General features: G+C 72.2%; 9 protein-coding genes. 4 read left to right on the forward strand and 5 right to left on the reverse strand.

Features of this window, described 5'->3' with window-relative positions; genetic code table 11:
• Positions 1-45 precede the first annotated feature (45 nt).
• On the forward strand, positions 46-762 hold the full coding sequence (locus tag AB0M59_RS14660) for a GAF and ANTAR domain-containing protein (RefSeq protein ID WP_364614237.1): 717 nt from the start codon (positions 46-48) through the stop codon (positions 760-762).
• On the opposite strand, the gene AB0M59_RS14665 is transcribed toward AB0M59_RS14660, so the two are convergent.
• From AB0M59_RS14665 to AB0M59_RS14680, 4 genes are all read right to left on the reverse strand, one after another.
• Positions 725-1507, reverse strand: coding sequence for a decarboxylase (locus AB0M59_RS14665; RefSeq protein ID WP_364614178.1), 783 nt, complete (start codon positions 1505-1507; stop codon positions 725-727). The genes AB0M59_RS14660 and AB0M59_RS14665 overlap by 38 nt on opposite strands.
• On the reverse strand, positions 1504-2442 hold the full coding sequence (locus tag AB0M59_RS14670) for an RNA polymerase subunit sigma-70 (RefSeq protein WP_364614181.1): 939 nt from the start codon (positions 2440-2442) through the stop codon (positions 1504-1506). The genes AB0M59_RS14665 and AB0M59_RS14670 overlap by 4 nt, the downstream gene beginning before the upstream one ends.
• A 5-nt stretch (positions 2443-2447) precedes the next feature.
• Complete coding sequence (locus AB0M59_RS14675) at positions 2448-3185, reverse strand: SDR family oxidoreductase (RefSeq protein ID WP_364614184.1); 738 nt, start codon at positions 3183-3185, stop codon at positions 2448-2450.
• A gap of 81 nt (positions 3186-3266) precedes the next feature.
• Positions 3267-4145, reverse strand: coding sequence for a MurR/RpiR family transcriptional regulator (locus tag AB0M59_RS14680; RefSeq protein ID WP_364614187.1), 879 nt, complete (start codon positions 4143-4145; stop codon positions 3267-3269).
• Between the two features lie 130 nt (positions 4146-4275).
• Here AB0M59_RS14680 and AB0M59_RS14685 point away from each other — a divergent pair, with 130 nt between their 5' ends.
• Genes AB0M59_RS14685 through AB0M59_RS14695 form a run of 3 tightly spaced genes read left to right on the forward strand, consistent with a single transcriptional unit; the run spans position 4276 to position 7309 of the window.
• Entirely contained in the window at positions 4276-5667 is a 1392-nt protein-coding gene (locus tag AB0M59_RS14685) for an MFS transporter (protein WP_364614190.1), read from the forward strand.
• Positions 5664-6098, forward strand: a complete 435-nt coding sequence (locus tag AB0M59_RS14690; protein ID WP_364614193.1) for a GAF domain-containing protein — start codon at positions 5664-5666, stop codon at positions 6096-6098. Before AB0M59_RS14685 ends, AB0M59_RS14690 begins: the two co-directional genes overlap by 4 nt.
• A complete protein-coding gene (locus tag AB0M59_RS14695) occupies positions 6095-7309 on the forward strand; it encodes an amidohydrolase family protein (RefSeq protein WP_364614196.1) in 1215 nt (404 codons plus the stop codon). Before AB0M59_RS14690 ends, AB0M59_RS14695 begins: the two co-directional genes overlap by 4 nt.
• A gap of 39 nt (positions 7310-7348) precedes the next feature.
• Here AB0M59_RS14695 and AB0M59_RS14700 read toward each other — a convergent pair whose 3' ends face one another.
• Entirely contained in the window at positions 7349-8413 is a 1065-nt protein-coding gene (locus AB0M59_RS14700) for an aldo/keto reductase (RefSeq protein ID WP_364614199.1), read from the reverse strand.
• Positions 8414-8553: the final 140 nt, after the last annotated feature.

Below are 8553 nucleotides of genomic sequence, written 5' to 3' on the forward strand. Positions count from 1 at the left end.
TGACGCATGGGGAGGGGTGGGGCTGTGCCGACCACTGGCGACGGCATGGCGGAGCGGGTCGACGAGCTGAACGTCGTCCTGGCCGATCTCGTCGGGGTCCTCGAGTCGGTGTCCGACACGCCGGGGTTGCTCGACGCGGTCTGCGGCGAGGCGGTCCGGGTGGTGCCCGACGCGGACCTGGCGAGCATCGTGGTGGTCCGCGACGGCGTGACCCAGACCGCGGCCTTCACCGACGAGCGCGCCCGGCGCATCGACGACGTGCAGTACGCGGCGGGCGACGGTCCCGGCCTGTTCGCGGCACTCGCGGGCGAGGTCGTGCGGGTCGCGGTCGGCGACACGGGCGAGCGGTGGCCCGAGTTCGTCCTCGCGGCCAAGGAACTCGGCGTCGGCAGCTACCTGGCGGTGCCGCTGCGGGTGGACGACACGCTCGTCGGCGCGATCACGCTGTTCGGCTTCGGGGCCCACGGCTACCACGAGTTCGACACGAAGGTGCTGCGGCTGTTCACGTTGTGCGTGGAGACCGTCCTGCGGCTGACCCGCCGCTACCGGGAAGCCCGCCTGCTCGCCGACGAGCTCCGGCACGCCATGGAGACGCGCGCGGTGATCGAGCAGGCCAAGGGCATGCTGATGCTGATCCACCGGGTGAGCGAGGACGCGGCGATGCAGCGCCTGATCGTCGAGTCGCAGCACACGAACACGAAGCTGCGTGACGTCGCGGCGCGCTTCACGAAGAGGATGAGCTCGGCGGGCGGGGGTTCCTAGGCCCAGGCGCGAAGAGCGCTCCAAGCCCGGCACGCTCCGGCGAGGCGCCGGTCCGGTCGAGGGCGTCCCGGACGGTGACGGCGGTGGCCGTCAGCACGGGTTTGCCGAGCCGGTCCTCCAGCTCGGCGAGCAACGGCGTGGTGTGGAGCGCGGTTTCGGGCAGGAGCACCGCCTGCGCGTCGCCGTGGTCGGCCGCGACGACGAGGTCGGTGATCCGCCGCCCGTCCCACGCGGCGAGCGCGCGGTCGGACGCCGCGTCGGCCGAAATCGCGTGCACCGTCTCCACCCCCGCCTCGGCGAGGAATCGGGCGAAGACCGCGGTCAGGTCCGGGTGGTAGACGGACGCGAGCGCGACGCGGTCGATCCCCAGGTGGCCGAGAGCGGCCAGGTAGGCCAGGGACGTGCTGCTCGCCGGGACGCCGAGGTGCGCGGTCAGCGCCGCGGCCTGCTCGCGGGCGCCGTCGAGGCCGCGGGTGAAGCTGCAGCTGGAGCAGGCCCAGCTGACGACGTCCGGGATCGTGGCGAAGTCCTCGGCGGCCGTGGTCAGGCGTCCGGGCGCGCCGAGCTCCCGCACGGCCGCCGTCTTGCCCGCGGCGTCCAGCTCGTCGACGCGCCCGACGCCCGCACCCCAGGCCACGTAGGCGAAGTCGACGTCGATGGCCGGGTCGAGCCGGTGGCACAAGGCGGCGAAGTCGTCCTCGCCGCAGTCGCGAGTCGGGTACAGCAGGCCGATGCGGGGACTCATGACCCCAGCATGGCCGGGGCGCCGAAGACCGGGACCAGGGAGGCGTCGTTGAACGCCGTGATCCGCGCGATCCTGCTGCCGATCAGCGTCAGGACCTGGACGCCGTGGGCCTCGAACCGGCCGTCCGCGGTCGTCGCGTACTCGAGCAGCGCCGGCTGGCCGTTCGCGCGTGCCGGGACCAGGCGCCAGACTCCCGGCCGCAGCACGCGGCGGCCCAAGAACCCGGCGACCGCGTCCCGGCCGGTGAACCACGTCGGGATCGGCGGCATCTCCAGCTCGACGTCGGCGCGCAGCAACGTCACCAGTGCGCCCGGGTCGGCGCGGACGAACGCGTCGACGTACCGGTCGAGCAAGGGGCCCTGCCCGGCCGGCTCGGCGAGGTCCGCCTCCACCGGGCCCGCCTCGGCGAGCCGGCCGCGGGCCCGGCGCAGTGCGCTGTCGACCGCCGCCGGGGTCGTGCCGAGCATCTCGGCGACCTCGCCGGTGGGGAACGCCAGCACGTCGCGCAGGGTCAGCACGGCGCGCTGCCGGGCGGGCAGGAGCTGCAGCGCGGCGACGAACGCCAGCCGCACGCCGGCGCGCCCGGCCACGACGGCGGCCGGGTCGAGCAGCGCGTCGGGGATGGGCTGGAGCCAGGGCACCGACGGGTCCGCCGCCGCGACGGCCACCCGGTGGTCGTCGGCCGGCGCGCCCAGACCCGACGGCAGCGGCCGCCGGGCCCGGGTCTCCAACGCCGTCAGACAGGCGGTCGTCGCGATCTTGTACAGCCAGCGCCGCACCGAAGACCGGCCCTCGAACCCGCCGAAGGCCCGCCACGCGCGCAGGTACGTCTCCTGCACGAGGTCCTCGGCGTCGTGGATCGAGCCGAGCAGGCGGTAGCAGTGCGCGAGCAGCTCGGGCCGGAACGGCTCGGTCTCGCCGGCGAAGTCGGGCATGGCAGTCAGAGCGTACGCAGCCCGGTGCCGCTGACCTGGTATTCCGCGCCGTCGCCGTCGACCACCTCGAGGACGGCCTTGGCGACCTGCTCCGGCGTCAGGACCGACTCCATGTTCTTCACGAACGTGTCGCGGTCGATGCCGTTGCGCGCGGCGTAGCCCTCGACGCCGGCGGTGCCGAGGCCGGTGAGCGGGGTCAGCTGCGGCAGGAGCGTGGCGAACCGCAGGCCGAGCCCGGCGCGTTCCGACTCGTCGGCGGCGTACGCGCGCAGGTACCGGATCGCGGCCTTCGCGCTGGCGTACCCCCCGCTCAGCGGCGACCCGCCGATGGCCGCCCCGCTCGACATCGAGACGACGACACCGCCCTTTTCGAGCGGTTCGCGGAGTGCGGCGCGCGTCCAGGCGAAGACGTGCCGGGTGTCGACGTGCCAGTTGCGGCTGAAGGTCTCCCACGTCTGTTCGTGCACGGGCGCCATGTGCGGCACGGCTCCCGCGTTGAGGACGAGCAGGCCGGGGCGGTGCTCGCGCAGGACGCTTTCGGCGAGGGCCTCGTCGGTCGCGTCCGCGGCGACGGGGACGAAGCCCGCGCCGAGCTCTTCGCGCACGGCGTCGAGCTCAGGCTTGCTGCGCGCGATGCCGACGACGGTGTGGCCGCCGGCGACGAGCGCGGCGGCGATGGCGCGCCCGAAGCCGCGGCCGGCCCCGGTGACGACGGCGGTGGTCTGGGTGGACTGGGTGGACATGGGTACTCCCCGGCGGTCGATGCGGTGTGGACCGGATCTAGACCGCCGGGGGAGCGGAAAACCGTCGCCGCGTGACGCGGGTCACACCGGCTTGGCCGAGGGGCGGCGGTGCAGGAGGTCGAACCGCGACCACATCGCCTCCGCGGCCTCGATGGACTCGCTCGTCCGAGCCGGGTCCACCGCCGCCAGCTGCGCCACGATCGCCTGGACCAGCGCCATGCCCGCGGTCAGCGACGGGAAGAACGTCACGCCCTCCGCCGGCACCATCAGCACCTGCTCCACCGCGCCCGCCAGGGCCGGGCTGGCCGCGTCCGTCACGGCGAACACCCGCGCGCCGCGGCTCTTCGCCTCGCTCGCCGCCAGGACCGTGCTCTCGTACAGGCGCCAGAAGCTGATCGCCACCAGCACGTCGTCCGAGGTCAGCTTCGCCGTCTGGTTCGCCAGCTCCGCGTCGCCCGCCGTCACCGCGTGGACGTCGTAGCCCGCGAGACGCGCGTTGTGCGCGAAGGCGATGCCGACCGCCGCGTAGCTGCCGTCGGCGATCACCAGCGTCCGGCGGGCCGCGGCGATCGCGCGGGCCACCTCGCGGAGCACCTCTTCGTCGAAACGCCGGTTCAGCAGGGCGAGGCTGTCGAGGTCCCGGCGCAGCGACGCCGAGCCCGGCGAGTCGACGCCGCGGTGCTCCTCGGCCACCTGCGGCGCGCTCAGCGACGACATGTACCGGGCCCGCAGCTCCTGCTGCAACGCCGGCCAGCCGGCGAAGCCCAGCGCCTGCGCCGTGCGCGTCACGGTCGCGACGTTGACGCCGGCGAGCTGCGCCAGCTCGGCCGTCGAGCCGAAGGAGGCCCGCCTCGGCTGGGAGACCAGCACCTCCAGCACGGCGGCCGATTTCGGCCGCAGCCCCCGCTCGGGCAGCCGGTCCCGTAGCCAGCCCTCGAAACCGTCGTCGGTTTCCGCCACTTCGTCCCCTCCCTCAGGTCGCGTAGACCGTAACGCAGGGATGTCGACTTGCAATGAACGTTGCAAAACCGTGAAAACGCAGTATACGTTGTCCGCACTCCCCGGCGCCCGACACGGAAGGCGTTCCCCCATGACCCTGCTGGCACGACTGGATCGGCTCCCGCTCAGCCGGCCCCACTACAAGCTGCTGCTGATCGGCGGGCTCGGCTACACCTTCGACGGCATGGACTCGGCGGTCGTCGCCTTCCTGCTGCCCAGCGCCAAGGCAGCGTGGGGCCTCGACAACGGCCAGCTCGGCCTGATCGGCTCGGCGACGCCGTTCGGCTTCCTCTTCGGCGCGATCGCGGCCGGCCTGCTCGGCGACCGCATCGGCCGCAAGAAGGTCATGATGTACGCGCTGGCCTTCTACGCGCTGTTCTCCGTCATCGCGTCCTTCTCGCCCAACTACGAGATCTTCCTCGGCGCGCGGGTGCTCGCGGGGGCGGGCGCCGGCGCGGAAAGCGCCATCATCGCGCCGTTCCTGTCCGAGTTCGTACCGGCCAAGCGGCGCGGCTGGTTCGTCGGCGCGCTCGCCGGCTTCTTCTCCTTCGGCTTCGTGGCGGCCGCGCTGATCGGCCGGTTCGTCGTGCCGTCGTTCGACGACGGCTGGCGGATCGCGCAGCTCGTCACCGCGCTGCCGATCGTGATGCTGCTGTGGTGGCGGCGTTCCCTGCCCGAGTCGCCGCGGTTCCTGCTCGCCCAGGGGCGGACCGCCGAAGCCGAAACCGTCGTCGCCAAGCTGGAACGCGACGTCGAGAAGGCCACCGGCACGGCACTCCCGCCGGTGCCACCCGCCGACGCCCAGCCTGCCACCGAAACCCCGAAGGTCAACCTCTTCAGCGCGCTGAAGTTCCTGTGGAGCCCCGCGATGCGGCGCCGGACGGCGGTGATCTGGACCGTCTGGTTCGTGATCACGTTCTCCTACTACGGCTTCTTCTCGTGGATCCCGACGCTGCTCGTCGAACGCGGCATCACGGTGACGAAGAGCTTCGAGTTCTCGATCATCATCTACCTGGCCCAGGTGCCCGGGTACTTCTCCGCCGCGTGGCTGTCCGAACGGCTCGACCGCAAGCACACCATCGCGCTGTACCTCGCGGGCTCGGCCGTGAGCGCGTTCTGGCTGAGCCAGACGAGCGCGCCGTGGTCGATCACGCTCGCCGGGGCGGTGCTGTCGTTCTTCCTCAACGGCACCTACGCCGGCGTGTACTCCTACACGCCCGAGGTGTTCCCGACCTGGATCCGCGCCAGCGGCACCGGCCTGTCCAGCGCGTTCGGCCGGGTCGGCAGCATCCTCGCGCCGACGATCATCGGCCTGTCCTCGGCGAGCCTCGGGTTCGCCGGCGTCTTCGGCCTGACGACGGCCGTCCTCGCGGCGGGCGTGCTCTGCGTGCTCGTCTTCGGCCTGTCCACCGCCGGCCGGTCCCTGGAAGAACTGACCGAACACGGCGCGCCGGTGCGCGCCGCGAAGGAGATGACGAAGTGACTCTGTCCACTGTGGAGGAACGGGTGCGCGACGCGATCGGCGTGCGGCTGTTCACGGTGCTCGCGTGGGTGCCGGAGCGCCGGGCGCTGCGGCGGGTGCACAGCAGCCACCCGGCGGAGTACCCGGTGGGCGGGGAGAAGACCGTCGAGGTCGCGGCCGGCTGGCTCGAGAAGTGCATCACCGCGCAGGAGCCGTACTTCGGGCGTGACCGCGCGGCGGTGCGGGAGATCTTCGCCGACCACGACCTGATCGAAGGGCTCGGCTGCGGCTCGATCATCAACGTGCCCGTCATCGCCGGCGGCCGGACGCTCGGGGTGCTCAACATCCTCGACGCGGAAGGCACCTACGACGACGATGCGGTGGTGGTGGCCGAATCGCTCGCGCCGCTGGCCGTGTCCGCCCTGCTCGACCTGGAGAAGGAGAACCGGTGACCGGATCCCTGGTACTGCGCAACGCCCGGCTGCTCGACCCGCTGTCCGGGGAGTACTACGAAGGCGACTTGCGTTCCGCCGACGGCCGCATCGTCGAGGTGGGGCCGGGGCTCGCCGCGGCCGACGTGCCTGAGCTGGACGTGCGGGGCGCGGTCGTCCTGCCCGGGCTGGTCGACGCGCACGTGCACGTCACGGCGTCGACGGCGGACCTGGGCTCGCTGTCGTCGTCGTCACCGTTCTACGAGGCCGCGCACGCGGCCCGCACGATGAGCCGGATGCTCGACCGCGGGTTCACCACGGTCCGCGACGCGTCGGGTGCCGACTACGGCCTCGCGGACGCCCAGGCGGAGGGGCTGTTCCGCGGGCCGCGGCTGCTGTTCTGCGGGCGCGCGCTGTCCCAGACGGGTGGGCACGGCGACAGCCGCACCCGCGGCACGCACGCGAAGGACGACCACCCGTGTTGCGCGGGCCTCGGCCGGGTGGCCGACGGCGTCGACGCGGTCCGCGCGGCCGCCCGCGACGAGCTGCGCAAGGGCGCCCACCACATCAAGGTGATGGCCTCGGGCGGCGTCGCGTCCCCGACCGACCGCATCGACTCGACGCAGTACTCGGCGGAAGAGCTGAGCGCGATCGTCGAGGAGGCGACGGCGGCCAACCGTTACGTGGCGGCGCACGCTTATACGGCCCGAGCCGTCAACCGTGCTTTGGAACTGGGAGTGCGCTCGATCGAGCACGGCAACCTGCTGGACGACCGCAGCGTCTCGCTGTTCCTCTCGCAGGAGGCGTACCTGGTGCCGACGCTGGTGACGTACTGGGCGCTGAAGGAGGAGGGCCGCGAGCACGGCCTCCCGGAGGCGAGCTGGCGCAAGGTCGACGAGGTCCTGGGCGCGGGCATGGCGGCCCTGGAGCGCGCGGCCCGCGGCGGTGTGAAGCTGGTGTACGGGACGGACCTGCTGGGCGGGATGCACCGCCACCAGAACCACGAGTTCCGCCTGCGCGGCGAAGTCCAGGCTCCGCTGGAGGTCATCCGCTCGGCGACGTCGACGGCGGCTGAGTTGCTGAACCTGACGGGGGAGATCGGGACGTTGGCCGTGGGTTCGCACGCGGACCTGCTGGTGGTGGACGGAGATCCGCTGGACGACCTGGGGGTGCTGGCGGAACCGAAGCACTTCCGCCACATCATCCAGGGCGGCGAAGTGGTTTCGGGCTGAGCGGGGTGCGCGGAGCGGCGGGTGCCGCTCCGCGTCCGTTCACCAGTTCCGCACGGCCGGTGCGTACCCCTCCGGCTTGTCGCCGATCTTCAGGTCCGGGCTGACGATCCAGTTCTGGTACTGCGCCGTGAACATCCGGTACACCGACGCCGGTGGCACCGCACTCGCCTCGTCGAGCACCGCCCGCAGCCCGGCCGGGATCTCGAAGTCCAGCGCCGCCATGCTCTTGCCCAGCTGCCCGGCGCTGCTGGCCCCGACGATCGCCGACGCGATGCCGGGCTGGGTGGCCACCCAGTTGATCGCCACCTGGGCCATCGTGACGCCCAGCTTGCTCGCGACCTCTTCGAGCGGCTTCAGCAGCTGCCAGTCGCGTTCGGTCCAGGTCTGCGCGTCGCTGAGCCGGCCCGCGCCACCGTCGCGGTACTTGCCGGTCAGGAAGCCGCCGGCCAGGGGGCTCCACGCCGTGACGCCGAGGCCGAGGCTCTGTCCCATCGGGACGTGCTCGGTCTCGATTTCCCGCTGTACCAACGAATACGGCAGCTGAAGGTTGATCATCGGCGTGAGTGAATGCGCTTCGGCGATGCTCTGGGCTCGCGCCGCGTACCAGGCCGGCACGTCCGACAGGCCCGCGTAGCGGATCTTGCCGGCGCGGACGAGGTCGTCGAGCGTGCGCACGACCTCCTCGACCGGGGTGAGCCGGTCCCACGTGTGCAGCAGGAAGAGGTCGACGTAATCCGTGCCCAGGCGGCGCAGCGACGCTTCGAGCGCGCGGATCATGTGCTTGCGGCCGTTGCCGCCGGCGTTGGGGTCGCCGGGGTCGACGCTGTTGGTGAACTTCGTGGTGAGCACGACGCGGTCGCGCACGTTCGCCTCGGCGATGAGCCGGCCGAGGATGGTCTCGCTCTCGCCCGCGGTGTAGAAGTCCGCGGTGTCGAGGAAGTTGCCGCCCTCGTCGAGGTACTTGCGGAAGATCGGGCGGACCTCGTCCTCGGTTTTCCCGTAGGCGGCGTGGAAACCGCCGGTGCCGAAGTTCATCGTCCCGAGCGCGAGCCGGCTGACGCGCAGGCCCGAGCGGCCGAGGAGGTAGTACTGATCGAGTGACATGACTCCACCGTGCCCAGGGATTTTTGGACCCGCAAGTCCAGTCCTCGAGCGCCCCAATGTGGCCTTCGGTGCGTTGAACGCACCGAAGGCCGCCTTGGGTGCGTTCAACGCAACCAAGGCCACATTGGGGCGCTGTGGGT

It is taken from the genome of Amycolatopsis sp. NPDC051371 (assembly GCF_040682155.1).
Taxonomy (GTDB): domain Bacteria; phylum Actinomycetota; class Actinomycetes; order Mycobacteriales; family Pseudonocardiaceae; genus Amycolatopsis.